Consider the following 20,190-nt stretch of genomic DNA (forward strand, 5'->3'; position numbering starts at 1 on the left):
GCCGAAGAAAAGCGCCCGCCGCATTCCCGTCCACCGGGGCCAGCGTCGGGAGTTTGGGAGAGAGACGTGCCATGACCACGGCAATCGACATCGACCAATTCGTGACGGCCATCGGTGACGCCATCATCGTTTCCGACCCGCGCGGGGCCATCACCGTGTGGAATCCGGCGGCCGAGCGCATGTTCGGCTTTTCGCGGGACGAGGCGCTTGGCCGGTCGCTCGACCTGATCATCCCGGAGCGGCAGCGCCAGCGCCACTGGGATGGCTATGAGAAGACGATGGAAACGGGCGAGACCCGCTACGGCACCCAGGTGCTGAAGGTTCCCGCCCTGCACAAGGACGGCCACACGCTGTCCATCGCCTTCACCGTCGGCCTGCTGCGGACGGCGGATGGCACGGTGACCGGAATCATCGCGGTCGTCCGCGACGAGACCAGCCGCTGGAACGAGGAGCGCAAGCTGCGCCGCCGCCTTGCCGAGCTGGAATCCACGCCGGGCTGAGAAAACGAAATCAGACACCGCCGAGCCTCTTTGGCGAGCTTGTCTGGTGTCGATTGGCCGAAGGGCGCCGTCCCTTTGGCCGAACTTCGGGAACAGCGTCAGAAGATCCAATAGGGAGTGAGACAAATCATGAGCAAGCCGCTGGAAGGGATCAAGATCATCGACTTCACGCACGTCCAGGCCGGGCCTGCCTGCACGCAGTTGCTGGCGTGGTATGGTGCCGACGTGATCAAGGTCGAGCGTCCTGGTTCCGGCGACGTCACCCGCAACCAGCTCCGCGACATCCCGGAGGCGGACGCCCTCTACTTCACGATGCTGAACAGCAACAAGCGCTCCATCACCCTGGACACCAAGACCAAGCAGGGCAAGGAGGTGCTGGAGAAGCTGATCCGCCAGTCCGACGTGATGGTGGAGAATTTCGGTCCCGGCGCGCTCGACCGCATGGGCTTCTCGTGGGAGCGCATCAGCGAACTGAACCCCGGCATGATCGTCGCCTCGGTGAAAGGCTTCAGCGACGGCCACCATTATGAGGACCTGAAGGTCTACGAGAACGTCGCCCAGTGCGCCGGCGGCGCCGCCTCCACCACCGGCTTCTGGGACGGCCCGCCGACGGTCAGCGCCGCCGCGCTCGGCGACAGCAACACCGGCATGCATCTGGCCATCGGCATCCTGACCGCCCTCATGCACCGCCAGAAGACCGGCAAGGGCCAGAAGGTCGCCGTCTCCATGCAGGACGCCGTCATCAATCTCTGCCGCGTCAAGCTGCGCGACCAGCAGCGCCTCGACCGCGTCGGTTACCTGGAGGAGTACCCGCAGTACCCGCACGGCGAGTTCAGCGACGTGGTGCCGCGCGGCGGTAACGCGGGCGGTGGCGGCCAGCCGGGTTGGGTGCTGAAGTGCAAGGGCTGGGAGACCGATCCCAACGCCTACATCTACTTCACCATCCAGGGTCACGCCTGGGCGCCGATCTGCAAGGCGCTGGGCAAGGAGGAGTGGATCGACGATCCGGCCTACAACACGCCTCTGGCGCGTCAGGACAAGATCTTCGACATCTTCGCCACCATCGAGGACTGGCTGAAGGACAAGACCAAGTACGAGGCGGTCGACATCCTACGCAAGTTCGACATCCCCTGCGCGCCGGTTCTCACCATGAAGGAGATCGCCGACTGCCCATCGCTGCGCAAGAGCGGCACCATCGTCGAGGTGGACCACAAGCAGCGCGGCAAGTACCTGACCGTCGGCAGCCCGGTCAAGTTCTCCAACCTGAAGGTCGAGGTCACCGGTTCGCCGCTGCTGGGTGAGCACACCGACGATATCCTCGCCTCGCTCGGCTACAGCAGGGACCAGATCATGGAGATGCACGAGGCCAAGGTCGTCTGACCGACACCCGAACCGCAAACCCGCAACGACGGCGCCCCTCGTGGGCGCCGTCTCTTTTTGCGGGGGGTCAGCGCAGCCACTCCTTCACGTCGCGGATCCGCTGATCGCCCTCGGCCGTGCGCGCGTAGGACTTGCCGTACTGGGTCCGGTACTCGCGAACGCAGCCTTGCTTGACCAGCTCTTCCAGCGCGGGCCTCACGACGGCCGGCTTCAGGTTGGTCGATCGGGTGATGGCGAGCAGCGTGGCCGGCGGCACTGTGATGCTCGGCCCGGGCGTGGCGCGCAACGTGGTGAGCGTGGTCCAGTTCACGGACATTGGTGACATCATGCGAACTTCCCTTGGGCTGGCGACCTTTCGGCCTCTCCATCCACCCGGTTCGTTCGCCCGGCCGGTGGGCCGACAGATGCAAGCATACGGTCTCAACCCGCGCCAAGGTCAAGGGTTCCGGCGATCAGCCGAACGGTCCGGCGCGGAGGCGGTTTTGACGGTGACCGGCTTCAGCACCCAAGCGCCGGAGGGCGGCAGCGTCGCGCCGGGCTGGATGACGGCGCCTGTCAGCAGCTCCCGCATGGGGCTGGCGAAACGGGGCGCCTCGGCCGACTCGCCGCCGAAGTTCAGCACCACCGTGACCGGCTCCGCGCCCGGCCGGCGGTAGGCCAGCACCGTGTCGGGCTTTGATGTCTCGACCCACTCGATGCCAGGGCCGGGCAGGGCCGCCTCTGTCCGGCGCAGCTCCGCCAGCCGCGTGTAGAAGCCGCGCAAGCCCTGGGGATCGTCCCAGGCAACTGGCTGCGGCTCCCCATAGGGCTCGTAGGCGGCGCCGACCTCGTCGCCGGTGTAGAGGCAGGGCACACCCGGCAGCGTCATCAGCATCACGGCGGCGGCCTTGGTCCGTTCCAGCCCGTGTTTGGTGATGAAGCGAGCGCCGGTGTCGTTGTTGTTCAGGAAGCGGAAGACCGGCGTGTTTGGCGCGCTGGCCGACAGTGCGGCGCGCAGCCTTGCCGCCGTGGGGATGTCCTCGCCAAAGGCGTCGTGCCACGCCCATTGGCCCAGCTGGTCGGTCCAGTCGTAGGCCGCGTCGAAGCCGTTCGCCATGTACCAGGGATCGCGGGCCGAGGCCTCGGCCAGCAGCAGCAGGTCGGGGTTGATGCGGCGCAGTTCGGTGCGCAGGGCTGGCCAGAACTCCGGCGCGCGTTCCTTAATGGCCCAGCTGGCGTCCACGCGGAAACCGTCGATGCCCATCTCGCGCACCCAATATGCGAAGGCCTCGGTCATGTAGCGCTGGACCTCGGGGTGGTCGTAGTTGAGGTTCTTCAGGTTGGTCCAGTTGAAGTAGCTGGACACCGAGCCGTCCGGCTTGCGGTCGAAGAAGCGATGGTAAGGCGACGCCGGCCCCCGCGTTGCAGCGTCGGCGTGGTAGGGGTGCCGCTCGTCCAGATGGTTCGGCACGAAGTCCATCAGCACCCGCATCCCCCGCGCGTGGGCGGCGACGACCAGAGCCTTCAGGTCGTCCTCGGTGCCGAACCGCGCGCGGACCCGGAAATGGTCGGTGACCGCGTAGCCGAAGTCGAGCCCCGGCGCCTCGGTCAGCGGCGACAGCCACAGCGCCGTGACGCCCAGATCCGCGATCTCGTCCAGCCGCTCGGTCACGTCGGCCAGCCCGCGCGGTCCGAACAGGTGCGGCACGACGCCGTAGACCACCGCCCGATCCATCCAGGACGGCCGGTGCCGTTGCGGGTCGAGCGCTTCCGCCCGGCTGTCGCGGACGCGGAACAGCACGGCGCTTTCGTCGGTACGGCCCAGCGCGTCGGTGACCCGCAAGCCGACCCGGTATTCGCCATCGGCGGCCGGCACGGGGATGGTCAGGCGCTTGTCGGTGCTGGGCAATGCGGGAAGCGGGGCGGGGTTGCCGGGATGGGCGCTCCACTCCGTCTTCACGATCGGGGCGGCGCGGCCGGCGGCCGGCTCGCTGCGGCCGGCGTCCAGCGCCATGCCCTCCGGGGTCGCCACGGCGCGCACCCAGGCCTTGGGCCGGTCGGTCAGGCGGACGGTCCAGGATTGAGCCGAGGACGCGGTTTCCCGGCCGTCGCGGTGGCAGACGGCGCGGATCTCGTTGGCGCCCGAGCCGAGCGGCACGGTGGCGATGAATCGGTCGCCGTCCAGTTCCGCCACCGCCGACCCCAGCGGGGAGGCAACCTCGATCCGCTCGCAGGCGCCCGGCGCCATCGTGCCCTCGACCACCTTGCGGAAGGTCCAGGCGTCGCCGCCACTGCCCGCGAGCGCCAACAGCGCGTCGGCGACGGCGGGGCTGGCGCAGACCAGCAGCGTGGCGGCAAGGAAGAGGCGGGGAAGAACAGTCATCGTCCGGCGGTCCGCTGGTGACAGGGCGCCGGAACGGTGTCTGATTATGGTTAACGAAAGATTGCCCCGCCTGTGTTGGATCAGCGCTGGATGAGAGCGCTTTCCTTGCCGGACAGCACGAAGACCTTGCTGTAGGCCTTCAGCAGGGCGTCGATCAGGGCGTTGACCTCCGGGCTGCCCATGGCGCGGGGCTTGGCCGGGTCCACGTGCAGCACGCAGCTGTCCTTCACGTCGTTGAAGGCGGCCAGTGCGTGGATGCGGTCGGGCCGGAACTCATCGGGGAAGTTCTCGTCCATCAGCCAGAAGCACTGGAAGTTCCGGCAGGAGTTCGGGCGCTCCTCATAGACGGTGCAGCCCTTGCCCTGGTCGCAGGACACGCACCACTTGGCCGAAGGCTTCTTCAGTTCGGGCACACCCATCAGCTTGCAGCACAGCGTGCACTCTCCGCAGGTGCGATCGGCCATAACGCAATATCCTCGATTTTCGTCGCTCGATTTTCGGCGGCAGGCGCGGACACTCGCACAAAGGGCGGGTGCGGGGGAAGTGTCCGTTCGGGCAGACCGGTGCCCTCAGCCCAATCCGGCGACCGTCAGGGGCTGGGCCAGTTCCGAGACCAGCAGTTGTTCGATGGCGTCGGCCGGCTGCGGTCGGGCGTAGAGGAAGCCCTGGCCGTACTTGCACATGATGTCGCGCAGGAACTCGGCCTCGGTCTCGGTCTCCACGCCCTCGGCGACCGCGTCCATGCCGAGAATGGCGGCCAGCGTGGCGATGACCTGGACAATGGCGGCGCTGCCCTCGCCGGTGGAGATGGCCTGCACGAAGGTGCGGTCGATCTTCAGCGTGTCGGCCGGGAATTTGTGCAGGTAGGACAGCGACGAATAGCCGGTGCCGAAATCGTCGATGGACAGGCGTACGTCCATGTCGCGGATTTGCTGCATCAGCACACGGCACTTGGCGGGGTCCTGCATCAGCAGGCTTTCCGTGATCTCCAGCTTCAGGGAGGAGGGCGGGACGGCGCTTTCCTTCAGCACGTCGCGCACCAGACCGACGAGGTCGTCGTCGCGGAACTGGCGGGAGGAGACGTTGACGCTCATGAACAGCGGGGTCAGGCGCGGGAACTTGCCCTGCCACAGGCTGAGCTGCCGGGCGGCTTCCTTCAGCGCCCAGCGGCCCATCGGCACGATCAGGCCCGATTCCTCGGCCAGCGGGATGAACTCGCCCGGCGGGACGAGGCCGCGCTCCGGGTGGTTCCAGCGCATCAGCGCCTCGAACCCGGCGATGCGGCCCTGCGACAGGCCGATGATCGGCTGGTAGTACAGGCAGAGCTGGTTCTGCTCCAGCGCCATGCGCAGGTCGGCCTCGGTGCGCATCACCGCCATGGCCTGCCGGCGCAGGTTGCTGTCGAACACGTCGATGCGCGCCCGCCCGCCTGACTTGGCGCGGTACATGGCGAGGCTGGCATCGCGCAGCATGTCCTCCGCCCGGTCGTAGCCGGTGACGGACAGCGCGATGCCGATGGACGCCGTCAGGACGATGTCGTGCCCGTCCGCCGCCAAGGGCTGCGCGATGACCTGCGCCAGCCGTTCGGCGGCGGACAACGCGTCGCTCACGTCGTCGACGTCGTCCAGCAGCATGGCGAACTCGTCCGCCGACAGGCGGGCCAGCGTGTCGCCCATGCGGCGGGTGGCGTCCAGCCGCTCCGCGATGGTCTTCAGCAACCGGTCGCCGGCGGTGGTGCCCAGCGCGTCGTTGATCGACTTGAAGCGGTCGAGGTCAATGATGAGCGCCGCGAAGTGTTTGCCGCCGGAACGCCGGTTGCGGTCCAGCGCCTGCCCGATGCGGTCCAGCAGCAGCGTGCGGTTGGGCAGCCCCGTCATGCCGTCGTGGAAGGCGTCGAACATCATCTGCTGTTCGACCTTCTTGCGCGCGGTGATGTCGGTCATCGACCCGGCGATGCGGACCGAGCGGCCCTTTTCGTCGCGCACGGCAAGACCGCGCACCAGCATCCACAGCTCCGATCCATCGGCGGCTCGGATGCGGAACTCGTGCTGGAGATGCTCCCGCTCGCCGCTCAGGTGCAGGGCGATGGCGGTCTTCAGCCCCTCGAGATCGGTCGGCAGGACGCGGTCGAACCATTCCGCGACGACGTTGGACAAGGCGCTTTCGTCGAAGCCCAGCATCGCCTTCCAGCGCGGGGAGTAATAGACCTCTCCGGTGTCGAGTCGCCAGTCCCACAACCCGTCGCTGGCGCCGGCGGCGGCCAGCGCGTAGCGCTCCTCGCTCTGGCGTAGGCGCTGTTCGGCGTGCTTGCGGTCGGTAACGTCAGCCTGGCTGCCGACGAGGCGTTCCGGCTTGCCCCTGGTATCGAGAACGGCGATACCCCGGCAGGACATCCAGCGCACGCCCCCGGTGGCGTCGCGCATGCGGTATTCGATCTGGAAGACGGTGTTGTCGGCGCCCAGCGCGTCGAGGGCGTCGCGCAGTCTCCCCACGTCCTCCGGCAGGACGCGGCCCAGCCACTCGTCGGGGCTGTCCCCGATGTCGCCGTCGGCGAAGCCCAGCAGCGACTTCCAGCGCGGCGAATAATAGACCGATCCGGCGGCGAGGTCCCAGTCGTAGAGTCCGTCGTTGCTGGCCGCGGCGGCGAGCGCGTAACGCTCCTCGCTCTTGCGCAGGGCGTGTTCGGCGCGCTTGCGGTCGGTGATGTCGGCGACCGAGCCGATGAGGCGAACCGGCTCGCCAGCATCGTCCATGACCGCCATGCCCCGGCACACCAGCCAGCGCCAGCAGTCCTCGCCGTCGCTCCCATCGGCGCAGGCGCGGCGCACGCGGTGCTCAATCTGGAAGGGCAGCGACACGCCGACCATCTGCCCTTCGAAGGAGGCGTAGAGCCAGTCGATATCCTCGGGGTGCACGCGGTCGAGCCAATCCTCCGGCCGGTTGCCGTCGCTTGGCGGCAGGCCAAGGAACTCCTTGAAGCGCGGAGAAAGGAACAGCGTGTCGCTGCGCAGATCCCAGTCCCAGACGCCCTCGGAGCCGGCTTTCTCAGCCAGCAGATATCGCTCGATCGTGCTGCTCAAGACCCCCTCATTGGCGGGCGGGAACGTTCTGACGCAGGAGCCGTCGAACCGCCATTCCCTAAAATGCCACCATATCGGCGGAATGGTGAACCAGAAATTGACGTGTACGATGGAAATGCTACAGCGCGCGCGGCGGTCGTCCGGGGCTGGGGCAGGGCAATCGCATTTGGAGACGGAATTCCATTCAAAGGATCACCGTCATCCCCGCGAAGGCGGGGATCCAGCCTTTTCAGCCGCTTATGTGCGAAGTTTTCTGGATCCCCGCCTTCGCGGGGATGACGAATGTCATGTAAAGGGAATGTTTTCTCCAAATGCGATAGCCCTGGGGCTGGGGTGCCGTTTCGACCCGCGCCATCTCTCCCGAGCCGCAAAAGCCTTTCAGGCGTTCCAGTGTGGAACGGCTGATGTTCGCGAATTGCGAGCTTGGCAACGACTTGCTAGAGCATGGGCATGGAATGGTCCGATCAGGGCATCGTGCTGTCGGCACGCCCGCACGGCGAAGGATCCGCGGTCGCGACGTTGCTGACCCGTGAGCACGGGCGGCACGCCGGACTGGTCATGGGCGGGCGGTCCACCCGCCAGCGCGGCACGCTGGAACCGGGCACGCTGGTCGCCGTGCGCTGGCGCGGGCGGTTGGCCGAGCACCTCGGCAACTACACGCTGGAGCCTGTGCACGGCTACGCCGCCGCGTTTCTGGACGATCCGCTGAAACTCGCCGCGCTCGCCTCCGCCTGCGCGCTGGTCGAGGCGGCCCTGCCGGAGCACGAGCCGCACGCCGCGCTGTTTGACGGGCTGCTGGCCCTGTTCGGCCTGCTCGACACCACGGCCTGGGCCGAGTCCTACGTGCGGTGGGAGGTCGGGCTGCTGGCGGAGCTTGGATTCGGCCTCGACCTCGACCGCTGCGCGGTGACCGGCACGAACGACTATCTGGCCTACGTCAGCCCGCGCACCGGCCGCGCCGTGTCGGCCTCGGTCGGGGAGCCCTACCGCGACAAACTGCTGCGGCTGCCCGGATTCCTGATCGGAATGGGCGGCGGCGGCCCGCAGGAGGTGCGGGAAGGCCTGCGCCTGACCGGCCATTTCCTGGAACGGCACGTCATGAATGGCCCCTTGCCCCCGGCGCGCGAGCGATTAAGTGAACGTTACGTGAACGTTTCGGCGCGCCTCCGGTAGATCTGGGCGCCTGGATTTGGTACGAACACCCCATGAAGCCACAAGACCCCGCTCTCGACATCCAGGAAAAGCCGCTTCGCGACGCGCTGAGCGAGCGGTATCTGAGCTACGCCCTGTCCACGATCATGGCCCGCTCGCTGCCCGACGTGCGCGACGGCCTGAAGCCCGTGCACCGGCGCCTGCTCTATGCCATGAGCCAGCTTCGCCTGGACCCCTCGACGCCGCCCAAGAAGTCGGCCCGCGTGGTGGGCGACGTGATCGGTAAGTTCCACCCGCACGGCGACACGGCGGTGTACGACGCGCTGGTCCGCCTCGCGCAGGACTTCGCCGTGCGCTACCGCCTGATCGACGGCCAGGGCAACTTCGGCAACATCGACGGCGATAACGCCGCCGCCATGCGATACACCGAAGCGCGCCTGACCGATGTCGCCAAGGCGTTGCTGGAGGGAATCGACGAGGATGCGGTCGATTTCCGCCCGACCTACGACGGCGACGGGGAGGAGCCGGCGGTCCTGCCCGCCAACTTCCCCAACCTGCTGGCCAACGGGTCCAGCGGCATCGCCGTAGGCATGGCGACCAACATCCCGCCGCACAACGCCGCCCAACTGTGCAGCGCCCTGCGCCTCGTCCTGAAATACAAGCAGGACTGCGTGAAGGCCGCCCTGCTGGGCAAGGAGAAGCCGGAGCCGACCAAGATCGAGGATCTGGTCACGCTGATCTCTGGTCCGGACTTTCCCACCGGCGGCGTGCTGGTCGAACCGCGCGCCAACATCGTGGAGGCCTACCGCACCGGCCGTGGCTCCTTCCGCCTGCGCGCCAAGTGGGAGGTGGAGAAGCTGGGGCAGGGCACCTGGCAGGTGGTCGTCACCGAGATCCCTTATCAGGTGCAGAAGGCCCGGCTGGTCGAGAAGATCGCCGAGCTGCTGGCGGCCCGTAAGCTGGTCCTGTTGGAGGACGTCCGGGACGAGTCGGCGGAGGACGTACGCCTCATCCTGGTGCCGAAGAGCCGGAACGTGGACCCTGAGGTCCTGATGGCGTCGCTGTTCCAGACGACCGATCTGGAAATCCGCTTCGCCATGAACATGAACGTGCTGGGCGCCGACAACGTCCCGCGCGTCATGAACCTGTTCGAGGTGCTGGACGCCTTCCTCGACCATCGGCACGAGGTTCTGGTCCGCCGCAGCCGCCACCGGCTGGCGCAGATCGATCACCGGCTGGAGGTTCTGGGTGGCTACCTGATCGCCTACCTGAACCTGGACGAGGTCATTCGCATCATCCGCGAGGAGGACGAGCCGAAGCAGGAGCTGATGCGCGCCTTCTCCCTGACGGAGGTTCAGGCCGACGCCATTCTCAACATGCGCCTGCGCAACCTGCGCAAGCTGGAGGAAATGGAAATCCGCAAGGAGCACGACAAGCTGACCGCCGAGAAGGCGGAGTTGGTCGAGCTTCTGGGGGACGAGTCCCTGCGCTGGAAGACCATCGGCAAGGAGACGGAGGAAACCCGCAAGCGTTTCGGCGAGGATCGCCGCACGCAGGTCGGCGATGCCCCCACGGTGATCGACATCCCGCTCGACGCCATGGTGGAGCGCGAGCCGCTGACCGTCCTGTGCTCCCGGAAGGGTTGGATCCGAGCCGTGCGCGGTTACATGACCGACGTCGAGCGCGCGGACGTGAAGTACAAGGAAGGCGACGCGGAGGGTTTCTGGGTCCATTGCGAGACGACCGACAAGCTGCTGGTCTTCGGCACCAACGGCAAGTTCTTCACGCTGAACGCCGACAAGCTGCCGCGCGGGCGCGGCTTCGGCGAGCCGGTGCGGCTGATGATCGACCTCGGCAACGACGTGGACATCATCACCCTGTTCAAGCACCAGCCCGGCCGCAAGCTGATCGTCGCGTCGGAGGACGGGCGCGGCTTCCAGGTCGAGGAGACGGAGGTTGTCGCCCAGACCCGCGCCGGCAAGCAGGTGCTGAACCCGGACGAGGGCAAGGAGGCCAAGATCTGTGTGCCGGTCGAAGGCGATCACATCGCCGTCATCGGCAACAACCGCAAGCTTCTGGTCTTCCCGCTGGAGCAGTTGCCGCTGATGACGCGCGGCAAGGGCGTGAAGCTTCAGAACTACAAGGACGCCAGCCTGTCCGATCTGAAGGTCTTCGCGGTCGCCGACGGCCTCTGCTGGAAGCACGGCGAGCGGCAGTTCAGCGTCACCGACCTGACCGGCTGGCTCGGCGACCGCGCTGGGGTCGGCAAGATGCCGCCCAACGGCTTCCCCAAGGTGAACCGCTTCACCTAACGTTGAGCGAGGCGGGAGGAAGCGCTCTTCCGCCTCGCGTCCCCCGATCAATCGTCTACGTGATTCCCGCAGTTGGACCGGAATTGGTAGCACCAAGCTATGCTTGTGCTTGAACACTGACCCGCGATTCCGGCATAGTTTCGCCATCAAGACGAAGCCGGAGCGAAGCGGTGTCAGGCCGTTAGCGCCTCCGGACGCAGGGGAGGCAGACGCGTGGACACCGGAAACCCGTGTGGAACTTCGATTGCCGCTCCGGGGCCTTTCGGCTTCGGCGGGGATCGTCCGTAGTCCGCGCCGGAACGTCTGCTTTGGTTCCGACGACTTTTACTCAACGCCCCCTAGGCTGCCGCGCCGGGTCTCCGAACGGGACCGGAATGACGGCGTGCGCCAGCCTTACAACGAGGGAATCAGGGAGACTACCATGAAGCGCCGTACATTCATCACCTCCGCCGGCGTCGGCGTCGCCGCCAGCACGCTGGCCGCTCCGGCCATCGCGCAGAGCAACCCCGAAATCAAGTGGCGTTGCGCGTCCAGCTTCCCGAAGAGCCTGGACACCATCTATGGCGGTGCCGACTTCGTTGCCCGGCGCGTCGCCGAGATGACCGACGGCAAGTTCCAGATCCGCCCCTTCGCCGCCGGTGAGATCGTCCCCGGCCTCCAGGTGCTGGATGCCGTCAAGGACAACACGGTGGAGTGCGGTCACACCGTCTCCTACTATTACGTCGGCAAGGATCCGACCTTCGCCTTCGATTCCGCGATGCCCTTCGGCCTGAACGCGCGCCAGCAGAACGCCTGGATGACCCACGGCGGCGGCATGGAACTGATGCGCGAGTTCTACAAGGGCTACAACATCATCCAGTTCGGTGCGGGCAACACCGGCACGCAGATGGGCGGCTGGTTCCGCAAGGAGCTGAAGACCGTCGAGGATCTGAAGGGCCTGAAGTTCCGCATCGGCGGCTACGCCGGCACCATCCTGGCGAAGCTGGGGACCGTGCCGCAGCAGATCGCCGGCGGCGACATTTACCCGGCGCTGGAAAAGGGCACCATCGACGCCGCCGAGTTCGTCGGCCCGTACGACGACGAGAAGCTCGGCTTCAACAAGGTCGCCAAGTACTACTACTACCCCGGCTGGTGGGAAGGCGGCCCGCAGGTGTCGATGATCGTCAACATCGCCCAGTGGGAACAGCTTCCGAAGCACTACAAGTCGATCTTCGAGGCCGCCTGCTCCGACGCCACCCTGGACATGCTCGGCAAGTACGACGTCCAGAACATGCGCGCGCTGAAGCGTCTGGTCGGCGCCGGCACCATCCTGAAGCCGTACCCGCGCGAGATCATGCAGGCCTGCTATCAGGCGACCTTCGAGGTGTACGAGGAAGAGGCTGCCCGGAACGAGAAGTTCCGCAAGGTCTACGAGCAGTGGCGCAAGTTCCGTGACGAGGAGTACCTGTGGTTCCGCGTCGCCGAGAACACCTTCGACAACTTCGTCTTCTCGGCTCCTCCGCCGAAGAAGTAAGAACCGGCACCGTCTTTTGTCCCCCAGGAAAAGCCCCGCGCAAGCGGGGCTTTTTCGTTTGCATGGTCTGTCAAGAACCTATCCAAAGAACGGGATGGTCGCGCCGGTGCAGGGGTTGTACCAACCAGCGCTGGTTTGAACCAATGTGCAAATCCTGGTCGGCCCCTTGTATGTGGGAACGGGGATGAGCCGAGATGTCGGAAGCGACGCGGCCTGAACGGAACCGATGAAGATCGACACCAGAACCGGGGCGATCAGAATCAAGCGCGTTGTTCCCTTCATGATGATTCCCTGCTGCTTTGAGAGAGTTTTCGAGGCGGTCTATACCGCTGCACCCTGTTTAGTGGATGCCGTGTCTTTCCGGCTGTGGCTGGGTTCACAATCGATGAAACTTCAGGCCTCTTGGACGAATGGCCAAAAGAAAAGCCCTCTCTCCATTCCGGAGAGAGGGCTTTGCGTTTTGGCGGTTGCGTTATTGGTTTTGCTGCAACTGCTTCATCAAGTCGGCGTTCGGGTCGTTCTCCTCGCCGCTGGGGAAGGGCGGCGGCGGTTCGCTCTCGAACTGCGGGATCTCGATCTGGATGTTGTCGATGTCCACCGGTTCGCCCCGGTTCAGGCCCGACAGGACCATTTCAGGGAAGGCGATCACCAGAGCGACCATGATCAGCTGGATGACCACGAAGGGCACGGCACCCCAGTAGATCTGGCCGGTGGTGATCTTGGCGATGATCTTCCCGGTGATCTTGTCCTTGTAGTCCTCGCGTGGCGCGACGCTGCGCAGGAAGAACAGCGCGAAGCCGAAGGGCGGGTGCATGAAGGAGGTCTGCATGTTGACGCCCAGCAGCACGCCGAACCAGATCAGGTCGATGCCCAGCTTGTCCGCGACCGGCCCGAGCAGCGGCACGATGATGAAGGCCAGCTCGAAGAAGTCGAGGAAGAAGGCCAGCAGGAAGACCATGATGTTGACGACGATCAGGAAGCCCAGCTCGCCGCCCGGCAGGCTGGTCAGCAGATGCTCCACCCAGAGGTCTCCGTTGACCGCGCGGAACACCAGGCCGAAGACCGTCGAACCGATCAGAATGAACAGCACGAAGGACGACAGCTTCGCCGTCGTGTCCATCGCCTGCTTCAGCAGGGAGAAGCTCAGCTTGCGCTTGGCGAAGGCCAGGATCAGCGCGCCCGCCGCACCCATGGCGCCGCCCTCCGTCGGCGTGGCGATGCCGAGGAAGATGGTGCCCAGCACGAGGAAGATCAGGACCAGCGGCGGCACCAGGGAGGTGAGCACGCGGAACAGAAGGTTGAAGCCGCGCAGCGTCCGGGCTTCCGGCGGCAGGGCCGGGGCGCATTCGGGCTTCACGATGGTCATGATCAGGATGTAGCCGGCGTACAGGCCGGTCAGCACCAGACCCGGAATCATCGCGCCGGCGTACATGTCGCCGACCGAACGGCCCAGCTGGTCGGCCAGCACGATCAGCACCAGCGAGGGCGGGATGATCTGGGCCAGCGTGCCCGACGCCGCGATGACGCCGGTGGCTATGCGCCGGTCATAGCCGTAGCGCAGCATGATCGGCAGCGAAATCAGGCCCATGGAGATGACCGAGGCGGCCACCACGCCGGTCGTCGCGGCGAGCAGAGCGCCGACGAAGATCACCGCGTATGCCAGACCGCCGCGCAACGGACCGAACAGCTGCCCGATGGTGTCGAGCAAATCTTCGGCCATGCCGGATCGCTCCAGGATCAGGCCCATGAAGGTGAAGAACGGGATCGCCAGCAGCGTGTCATTGCGCATGATGCCGAAGACGCGCTCCGGCAGGGCCTGGAACAGCGCTGGGGTCAGCAGGCCCAGTTCGATGCCGATCAGGCCGAAGACGAGGCCGTTCGCGGCCAGCGCGAAGGCAACCGGGAAACCCATGAGAAGGAAGGCAACAAGCGCCACGAACATCAGTGGCGCCATGTTGGCGGTAAGCAGCTCAGCCATATGTGAGGTCCCCGGTCTTAGTGGCTGTGCATCTTCTCGCCGGGCTGGTCAATGGCCCCGGCCAGAAAGGCGATCCGCTTGATCAGCTCGGAAACGCCCTGCGCGCTCAGCAGGAAGAAACCGACCGGGACCAGAAGCTTGGCGGGCCAGCGGATCAGGCCGCCGGCGTCGCTCGACATCTCGTTGGTGCGGAAGGAATCCATGAACATCGGCCAGGACAGCCACATGATCAGGATTGCCATCGGGAAGAGGAAGAACAGGATCCCGAAAATGTCCACCGCCGCCTGGACGCGCTTGGAAAAGCGGCCCACAATGATGTCGATGCGGATGTGTTCGTTGCGCAGGAGCGTATAGCCTGAGCACAGAAGAAAGATGGCCGCGAACAGATACCATTGCAGCTCCAGCCACGCGTTGGAGCTGGTGTTGAATGTATAACGGACCACGGCGTTGACCGAGCTGACCAGAACCGCGGCCAGAACGAGCCAATAGACGAGCTTGCCGATGCCGTCATTGACAGCATCGATCAGCCCGCTGATTCGAAGCAGGAATCTCAACGGAGAACCTCCCTGTTGCCTGAACGGGACGGTGCCCGCTCTGCCCCTTATTGTTGCCATGCGGCGCCGGTAGGTCCCGACGTCTATATTGACTTAAATGGTAACACCAAAGAGCGATTTCGGCGGCAATATTCCTCAGGAGGTTCCTGGTTTGCAAGAGTTTGAAAGCGCTTGTACGGGATTGTCCTGATATGCCCACTCAGCGGGCAGTCTCGTCCGGCAGACGATACCAGCCGTCGCGGCCCAGGGCTTCCAAAGGACGGAACTTGGCCTTGTAGGCCATCTTGCGGCTCTGCTCGATCCAGTAGCCGAGATAGACGTAGGGCAATCCTTCCGCCAGCGCGCGCTCAATCAGGCTGAGGATCAGGAAGGTGCCCAGGCTGCGCCGGTCCTGCCGGGCGTCGTAGAAGCTGTAGACGGCGGAAAAGCCGTCGCCCAGACGGTCGGTCAGCATGCAGCCGACCAGCCGGCCGTCCGTGTCCCGCGCCTCGAACAGGCTGGTGTCGGCGTGCCCCTCGTCAATCATGGCGGCGAAATCGCCCATCGCCATGCGGGCCATGTCCGACTCCCCATGGCGGGAGTTCTGGTAATTGGCGAACAGCCGGTATTGCTCGGCGGTGGCGATGGCGGGCGCCTCGCGGACGGTGAGGTCCTGGTTGATGCGCGCCACGCGCTTTTGCGACCGGCTTGCCTCGAAGGCCGCCACGGGGATGCGCACGGGCACGCAGGCATGGCAGTTCGGGCAAACCGGCCGGTAGACGATGTCGTGGCTGCGCCGGAAGCCGGCGCGCGACAGGGTGGAATTGACCTCCGCCGAATAGGGACCCAGCAGCCGGGTGAACAGCTTTCGCTCCACCTTGCCCGGCAGGTAGGGGCAGGGCATCGGCCCCGACCGGAAGAACTGCTGAAGCGGGCGGTGTTGCGGCTGTATGACCGACATGGAGTCCGGCTGTTGCGGCTGGGATCTGTTGCGACTGGGTCTACTGCGACTGGGTTTGGGCGACGACGACGGTGTCCTGGCCGAAGAAGGCACGCCCGATCTCGTCCGTCACGCCGCACAGCTGCCCTTGCACCCAATCCAGGTACTCGTGCAGGCCGTCACGGATGATGACCTCGATCGGCCGTGAGAGCAACGCCCCCAGCAGCTCGTCGACCTTTTCCATCGCCTCGTTCCCTCCGCGCAAATTGTAGCGCGACTTGAGGCGGGTCAAGAGGCCGTCGATCTGTCGCACACACATCACAACGGAACGCGGGAAGCCTTCGTTGAACATCATAAAGCCGGCGACCGTCGTGGGCGACATGCCGCGCGGGTAGACACGCCGGAAGGCGTGATAGCCGGCGGTGGAGCGGAGCACGGTGGTCCACTGGCTGACGTCCAGCGTCGAGCCGACCTCGATCGGGGAGGGGAGCAGCGTGTGGTACTTGATGTCCAGCAGGCGCGTGGTCTGGTCGGCCCGCTCGATGTATTTGCCCAGCTGGTAGAAGTACCAGCCCTGATCCCGGTAGAAGGTGCCCTCGGTGATGCCGGTGTGCGTCTGGCACTCCTCCTTGATCCAGGTGCACAGCTTGGACAGGTTGGGCAGGGCCACGTCCTTGCCGTTCATCTCCAGCAGCTTGTTGTGGAACACGTTGATCTGCGTCCACATCTCGGTCGAGATCCAGGGGCGCAGCGTGCGGGCGTTCTCCCGCGCCATGCGCAGCATGGAAATCAGCGAGTTCGGGTGCTGCGTGTCGAACATGTAGTAGTGCACGACCGCCTCGGCCGTCGGCCGGTCGTGGCGGCTGAAGAAGTCCTTCTCGTCGGCGTTCAGCTGGACGATGGAGAACCAGTTGGTGGCTCCGCGCGTGTCGCGCGCGAAAGTCTCGTGCACGTCGAGGATGCGGGCGAGGTTCTCGGCGCGTTCCATGTAGCGCGCCATCCAGAAGATGCACTCGGCGTAACGGGCGAGCAGGTTCACGATGCGCCCCCTTCCAGCACCCCACGTTCAAGAACCCAGGTGTCCTTCGAGCCGCCGCCCTGGGACGAATTGACGATCAGCGTGCCCTTCTTCAACGCCACGCGGGTCAGCCCGCCGGGCAGCACCCAGGTGTTCTTTCCGGTGATGGCGAAGGGGCGCAGATCGACGTGGCGCGGCTCGATGCCGTCCTCGGTCACGGTCGGGCAGACCGACAGATCGACGACCGGCTGGCTGATGTAGTTGGCGGGATCGGCCAGCAGCTTCTCCCGGCACTCCGACAGCTGTTCCGTGCTGGCGCGCGGGCCGATGGTGATGCCGTAGCCGCCAGCCTCGCCGACCGGCTTGACCACCAGCTTGTCCAAGTTGTCCAGCGTGTATTGCAGCGCGTCCGGCTCGCGGCAGATGCGCGTGTCCACGTTGGGGATGATCGCCTCCTGGTCCAGGTAGTATTTGATCATCCGCGGCACGTAGCAATAGACCGCCTTGTCGTCGGCGACGCCGGTGCCGACCGCGTTGGCCAGCGCCACGTTGCCTTTGCGGTAGGCCTCCATGATGCCGGGCACGCCCAGCATGCTGTCCGGGTTGAAGGCCCTGGGGTCGAGGAAGGCGTCGTCGATGCGGCGGTAGATGGAGTCGACCCGCGCCAGACCGTTGGTCGTCTTCATGTAGACGCGGTCGTTTTCGACCACGAGGTCGCGGCCCTCGACCAGCGGCACGCCCATCTCGCGCGCCAGGAAGATATGCTCGAAATAGGCGGAGTTGTAGGTGCCCGGCGACAGCAGGACGACCTGCGGGTCGCCGATGTCCTGCGGCGCGATCTCCATCATCGCGTCCAGCAGCTTGTGGCCGTAATTGTCCACCGGCCGGATGCCGATGTCCTGCATCAGGTCGGGGAAGACCCGCTGCATCATGTGGCGGTTTTCCACCACGTAGGACACGCCGGACGGCACGCGCCCGTTGTCCTCCAGCACGCGGAAGGTGCCGTGGCGGTCGCGGACGAGGTCCACGCCCATGATGTGGATGTAGGTGTCGAAGGGCACGTCCAGCCCGACCATCTGCGGCCGGAAGTTCCCGTTGCCCAGCACGAGATCGGCCGGGATGACGCCGTCCTTCAGGATCTTCTGGTCGTGATAGATGTCGTGGAGGAACAGGTTCAGCGCGGTGACGCGCTGGTTGATGCCGGCCTCCAGATGCGCCCATTCCCTGGCGGAGATGACGCGCGGCACGATGTCGAAAGGCAGGATGCGGTCCACCGCGTCCTTGTCCGAATAGACCAGGAAGGTAATGCCGAGGTTGTAGAGTTCCCGCTCCGCGTCCTGGGAGCGCCGCAGCAGTTCCGCGAAATCCAGCCCGGCCAGCCTTTGCCGGATCAGCGCCGCATGTTCGGCGGGACAGTCATGGCCTCCGAACAATTCGTCGTGGTACAGGCCGGGATCGTAAGATGACAAAAGGTCAGTCGCCTTGCCCTCGGGTACGCTCACAGACTCCCCCGCAGCTTACGCTCACAAAGACCGATGCCGTCTGGATCGGTGTCTGGGGAAGTATGAACCAGCACTTCGCGTTTTGAACAGGGGCAAACGTCCGAACTGTTGTGCGGCGCACCACAAAAACAAGAATTGAGGAGTAAGGCCGACAGGAACTAACGCTTAGGTGCCGTGGTCGAAGCGGCTTTGGTATCGGCTTACGGCGAAGATTGCGTCTCGCGCAGCAGAACCATGCTGATGCGGCGGTTGCGCGGGCTGCCCGGCTGGTCGGGCACCAGCAGGTCGCGGTCGGCGCGGCCGACGACGTCCTGGATTCGATTCTCCGGGATACCGCCGGCGACCAGCGCGCGGCGCGTGGCGTTGGCGCGTTCGGCCGAGAGGTCCCAGTTGTCGCGTCCCGAGCCGGCGGGGAAGGGGGTGCCGTCGGTGTGGCCGCTGATCGACAGCTTGTTCGGCAGCTTGTTCAGCGCCTTGGCGACCTGCATGACGAGCTGGCGCGTCTGCGGGTACATCTGGCCGGAACCGCCGGGGAACATGGAGACGCGGTCCTGGTCCACGATCTGGATGCGCAGGCCTTCCGGCGTCTGGTCGATCATCAGGTTCTGGGCCAGCGGTTCCAGTTCCGGGACCGACTGGATGGCCTGGCGGATCTCGGTGGCGGCCTGCTGGAACTGCTTGGCCTCGTTCTGGGCCTGTTGCAGCTTCTCGGCGCCTTCCTTCACGCGTTCCGCGAAATCGCCCAGCCGCTCGCCCGGCTTCTGGTTGGGGATGCCCAGCTGCTTGGCCTGTTCCTCCAGCCGCTTCTGGTACTCCTGGCGGTTCTCGTTGGGCTTCTGCTCGGCGACGGAGGCTTCGGTCGGGTCGGCGGCGTCATCCGTCTCCTGCGCCGAATAGCCGGGCGGGCCGGACACCGGCACGTCGGCTGAAATGGGCGAGGACGGAGAGATCTGCGCGCCCGGCGCCGTGATGGTGCGGCCACCCAGCATGCCGCCGGAACCGGAGGATTCGCGGCTGACCGACACGGGCGAGAAATAATCGGCGATGCCCTTGCGCTGGTCCGACGTGGTGACGTTCAGCAGCCACAGCAGCAGGAAGAACGCCATCATCGCGGTCACGAAGTCGGCATAGGCCACCTTCCACGCGCCGCCATGGTGGCCGCCGTGCCCGCCCTTCTTCTTCTTGATGATGATCGGCTGTTCTTTGCCGGCTGGATTGGCGGCCATTGCTCCCTACGGATCCCGTTCCCAAAGACCGGAGGCGCCCGTCGAAACGCGCCCGAACGTTCAACCGGGGAATGGTGTCCGTTCATCCTTAAGAACCCTTTAATGCAATGGACCGGACACCCGGTTGTTGTCCGAGAGATCCGGCTTGCGCCAAAGGGCCGGGTGGGTTAAGCCCGCTGGACTTCCGCACCGTCGAGCCAACACAGGCCGCCATGACCTTCGATTCTCGGGCGTTCCGCAACGCCCTCGGTTGCTTTGCCACCGGCATCACCGTCGTCACCACCATCGCTCCGGACGGGGAGCCGATCGGCGTGACCGTGAATTCCTTCTCGTCGGTGTCGCTGGAACCGCCGCTGGTCCAGTTCTGCCTGGGCCGCGCGGCCATGTCGTTCGAGGCGTTCACGACGGCCAAGTCCTTCGCGATCAACGTCCTGGCGGAAGCTCAGGCGGACCTGTCGGTGCGCTTCTCCAAGCGCGATCTGCAGGAGCGCTGGGAAGGGGTGGGCGTGGAGCGCTGGGACAGCGGCGTGCCGATCCTGACCGGCTGCCTCGCCAACCTGGAATGCGACCGCGAGCACGTCTACGAGGGCGGCGACCATGTGCTGATCCTGGGCCGCGTGCGCCGGCTGGCCGTCACGGCCGAGGGCAAGCCGCTGCTGTATTTCCGGGGCGGCTACGCGCAGCTGCCGTAAGC

General features: G+C 65.7%; 16 protein-coding genes. 6 read left to right on the top strand and 10 right to left on the bottom strand.

What is annotated here, in order from left to right; translation table 11 throughout:
- Window positions 1-71 precede the first annotated feature (71 nt).
- Together J2852_RS20235 and frc are read left to right on the top strand one after the other, a co-directional pair.
- Window positions 72-500 (top strand): PAS domain-containing protein, encoded by a 429-nt coding sequence (locus J2852_RS20235; protein ID WP_209878875.1) that lies wholly within the window; start codon window positions 72-74, stop codon window positions 498-500.
- Window positions 501-629: 129 nt separating this feature from the next.
- Window positions 630-1,880, top strand: a complete 1,251-nt coding sequence (gene frc, locus J2852_RS20240) for a formyl-CoA transferase (protein ID WP_209878877.1) — start codon at window positions 630-632, stop codon at window positions 1,878-1,880.
- 67 nt (window positions 1,881-1,947) lie between these two features.
- Here frc and J2852_RS20245 read toward each other — a convergent pair whose 3' ends face one another.
- The 4 genes from J2852_RS20245 to J2852_RS20260 form a co-directional block, all read right to left on the bottom strand.
- Window positions 1,948-2,208, bottom strand: a complete 261-nt coding sequence (locus J2852_RS20245) for a hypothetical protein (protein ID WP_209878879.1) — start codon at window positions 2,206-2,208, stop codon at window positions 1,948-1,950.
- Window positions 2,209-2,316: 108 nt separating this feature from the next.
- Window positions 2,317-4,242, bottom strand: a complete 1,926-nt coding sequence (locus J2852_RS20250; RefSeq protein ID WP_209878881.1) for an alpha-amylase family glycosyl hydrolase — start codon at window positions 4,240-4,242, stop codon at window positions 2,317-2,319.
- 80 nt (window positions 4,243-4,322) lie between these two features.
- The gene (locus J2852_RS20255; protein ID WP_209878883.1) at window positions 4,323-4,706 is read right to left on the bottom strand and encodes a hypothetical protein; all 384 of its coding nucleotides are present in this window, start codon (window positions 4,704-4,706) and stop codon (window positions 4,323-4,325) included.
- Window positions 4,707-4,811: 105 nt separating this feature from the next.
- On the bottom strand, window positions 4,812-7,322 hold the full coding sequence (locus J2852_RS20260; RefSeq protein ID WP_209878886.1) for a sensor domain-containing protein: 2,511 nt from the start codon (window positions 7,320-7,322) through the stop codon (window positions 4,812-4,814).
- A gap of 450 nt (window positions 7,323-7,772) precedes the next feature.
- Between J2852_RS20260 and recO the strand changes: the two genes are divergently transcribed.
- From recO to J2852_RS20275, 3 genes are all read left to right on the top strand, one after another.
- Entirely contained in the window at window positions 7,773-8,495 is a 723-nt protein-coding gene (recO, locus tag J2852_RS20265) for a DNA repair protein RecO (protein WP_209878888.1), read from the top strand.
- A 32-nt stretch (window positions 8,496-8,527) separates the two neighbouring features.
- On the top strand, window positions 8,528-10,786 hold the full coding sequence (gene parC / locus J2852_RS20270) for a DNA topoisomerase IV subunit A (RefSeq protein ID WP_209878890.1): 2,259 nt from the start codon (window positions 8,528-8,530) through the stop codon (window positions 10,784-10,786).
- Window positions 10,787-11,207: 421 nt separating this feature from the next.
- A complete protein-coding gene (locus J2852_RS20275; RefSeq protein ID WP_209878892.1) occupies window positions 11,208-12,299 on the top strand; it encodes a TRAP transporter substrate-binding protein in 1,092 nt (363 codons plus the stop codon).
- A 472-nt stretch (window positions 12,300-12,771) separates the two neighbouring features.
- On the opposite strand, the gene J2852_RS20280 is transcribed toward J2852_RS20275, so the two are convergent.
- The 6 genes from J2852_RS20280 to J2852_RS20305 all read right to left on the bottom strand — a co-directional run bounded on the left by J2852_RS20280 (window position 12,772) and on the right by J2852_RS20305 (window position 19,496).
- Window positions 12,772-14,277, bottom strand: coding sequence for a TRAP transporter large permease (locus J2852_RS20280; RefSeq protein WP_209878894.1), 1,506 nt, complete (start codon window positions 14,275-14,277; stop codon window positions 12,772-12,774).
- A gap of 17 nt (window positions 14,278-14,294) precedes the next feature.
- Window positions 14,295-14,831, bottom strand: a complete 537-nt coding sequence (locus J2852_RS20285; protein WP_209878896.1) for a TRAP transporter small permease subunit — start codon at window positions 14,829-14,831, stop codon at window positions 14,295-14,297.
- A gap of 199 nt (window positions 14,832-15,030) precedes the next feature.
- Window positions 15,031-15,771 (bottom strand): arginyltransferase, encoded by a 741-nt coding sequence (locus J2852_RS20290; RefSeq protein ID WP_209878898.1) that lies wholly within the window; start codon window positions 15,769-15,771, stop codon window positions 15,031-15,033.
- Between the two features lie 40 nt (window positions 15,772-15,811).
- Complete coding sequence (locus tag J2852_RS20295; protein WP_209878901.1) at window positions 15,812-16,789, bottom strand: alpha-E domain-containing protein; 978 nt, start codon at window positions 16,787-16,789, stop codon at window positions 15,812-15,814.
- On the bottom strand, window positions 16,786-18,270 hold the full coding sequence (locus tag J2852_RS20300; protein WP_209878902.1) for a circularly permuted type 2 ATP-grasp protein: 1,485 nt from the start codon (window positions 18,268-18,270) through the stop codon (window positions 16,786-16,788). Before J2852_RS20300 ends, J2852_RS20295 begins: the two co-directional genes overlap by 4 nt.
- Window positions 18,271-18,470: 200 nt before the next feature.
- Window positions 18,471-19,496, bottom strand: a complete 1,026-nt coding sequence (locus tag J2852_RS20305) for a flagellar motor protein MotB (protein WP_209878904.1) — start codon at window positions 19,494-19,496, stop codon at window positions 18,471-18,473.
- A 212-nt stretch (window positions 19,497-19,708) separates the two neighbouring features.
- Here J2852_RS20305 and J2852_RS20310 point away from each other — a divergent pair, with 212 nt between their 5' ends.
- Window positions 19,709-20,188: a flavin reductase family protein gene (locus J2852_RS20310; protein WP_209878906.1), complete on the top strand. Its 480-nt coding sequence runs from the start codon at window positions 19,709-19,711 to the stop codon at window positions 20,186-20,188.
- Window positions 20,189-20,190: the final 2 nt, after the last annotated feature.

Source organism: Azospirillum soli (assembly GCF_017876165.1).
Lineage (GTDB): Bacteria > Pseudomonadota > Alphaproteobacteria > Azospirillales > Azospirillaceae > Azospirillum > Azospirillum soli.

Coding starts and splice junctions, on each gene's coding strand:
- J2852_RS20310 (WP_209878906.1), top strand. CDS start 19,709: ATGACCTTCGATTCTCGGGCGTTCCGCAACGCCCTCGGTTGCTTTGCC.
- parC (WP_209878890.1), top strand. CDS start 8,528: ATGAAGCCACAAGACCCCGCTCTCGACATCCAGGAAAAGCCGCTTCGC.
- J2852_RS20255 (WP_209878883.1), bottom strand. CDS start 4,706: ATGGCCGATCGCACCTGCGGAGAGTGCACGCTGTGCTGCAAGCTGATG.
- recO (WP_209878888.1), top strand. CDS start 7,773: ATGGAATGGTCCGATCAGGGCATCGTGCTGTCGGCACGCCCGCACGGC.
- J2852_RS20280 (WP_209878894.1), bottom strand. CDS start 14,277: ATGGCTGAGCTGCTTACCGCCAACATGGCGCCACTGATGTTCGTGGCG.
- J2852_RS20235 (WP_209878875.1), top strand. CDS start 72: ATGACCACGGCAATCGACATCGACCAATTCGTGACGGCCATCGGTGAC.
- J2852_RS20305 (WP_209878904.1), bottom strand. CDS start 19,496: ATGGCCGCCAATCCAGCCGGCAAAGAACAGCCGATCATCATCAAGAAG.
- J2852_RS20275 (WP_209878892.1), top strand. CDS start 11,208: ATGAAGCGCCGTACATTCATCACCTCCGCCGGCGTCGGCGTCGCCGCC.
- frc (WP_209878877.1), top strand. CDS start 630: ATGAGCAAGCCGCTGGAAGGGATCAAGATCATCGACTTCACGCACGTC.
- J2852_RS20245 (WP_209878879.1), bottom strand. CDS start 2,208: ATGATGTCACCAATGTCCGTGAACTGGACCACGCTCACCACGTTGCGC.
- J2852_RS20250 (WP_209878881.1), bottom strand. CDS start 4,242: ATGACTGTTCTTCCCCGCCTCTTCCTTGCCGCCACGCTGCTGGTCTGC.
- J2852_RS20290 (WP_209878898.1), bottom strand. CDS start 15,771: ATGTCGGTCATACAGCCGCAACACCGCCCGCTTCAGCAGTTCTTCCGG.